At 56.0% G+C, this 868-nt stretch carries 1 protein-coding gene; it reads left to right on the forward strand.

Annotated features, from left to right (window positions below):
• Window positions 1-864 (forward strand): DUF6017 domain-containing protein (locus B5F35_RS18215; protein WP_242969595.1); only part of this gene is annotated, 864 nt, incomplete at its 5' end.
• Window positions 865-868 lie beyond the last annotated feature (4 nt).

Consider the following 868-nt stretch of genomic DNA (forward strand, 5'->3'; position numbering starts at 1 on the left):
ACGGTGATGTCCAACCATCACCTGCGGGACAAGTCGCTCTCGTTGAAAGCGAAGGGCCTTCTCTCCCTCATGCTCTCCCTGCCGGAGGAGTGGGACTATACCACCAAGGGGCTGGCCCGGATCTGCAAGGATGGCGTTGACAGTATCTGCGCCGGGGTGCGGGAGCTGGAGGAACACGGCTATGTGATCCGCCAGCGAGTCCGCAACGCAAACGGTCAGCTCGGCGCCATCGAGTACACCATCCTGGAGCAGCCCAGACCGCCGGAACCAAAACCGCAAAAACCTGAACGGGAAAATCCAGTCTTGGATAATCCTGAACAGGCTTCCCCTGTCTTGGAAGAACCTGAACAGGGAAACCCCGCACAATTAAATACTAATAGATCAAGTAAAGAAAAATCAAAAAAAGATCTATCAAGTACGGAAGGATCAAATCCTGTCCAATCAATCCCCCAAACCCCCAGGGGCTCGGACCGGAAAGGACGGGACCGGATGCGGGAACGGGAAAGCTATCGGGAATTGATTTTGGAGAACATCGAGTATGACTGCCTCATCCAGAACCACCGCCTTGACTGTGACCGCCTGGACGAGCTGGTGGAGCTCATGGTGGACACGGTGTGCTCCAACCGGGAGATGATCCGTATCGCCGGGGACGACTACCCGGCGGAGGTGGTCAAGTCCCGGTTCCTGAAGCTGAACAGTTCCCACATCGAGTATGTGCTGGACCGGATGTGGGAGAACACCACCTATGTCCGCAATATCAAGAAATACCTGCTGGCCGCTTTGTATAACGCCCCGGCCACCATCGACAGCTACTACACTTCCCTGGTGAGCCACGATATGTACGGCGGCGGAGATCGGAGGTGATGTG

This window comes from Anaeromassilibacillus sp. An200, assembly GCF_002160025.1.
Lineage (GTDB): Bacteria > Bacillota > Clostridia > Oscillospirales > Acutalibacteraceae > Caccousia > Caccousia stercoris.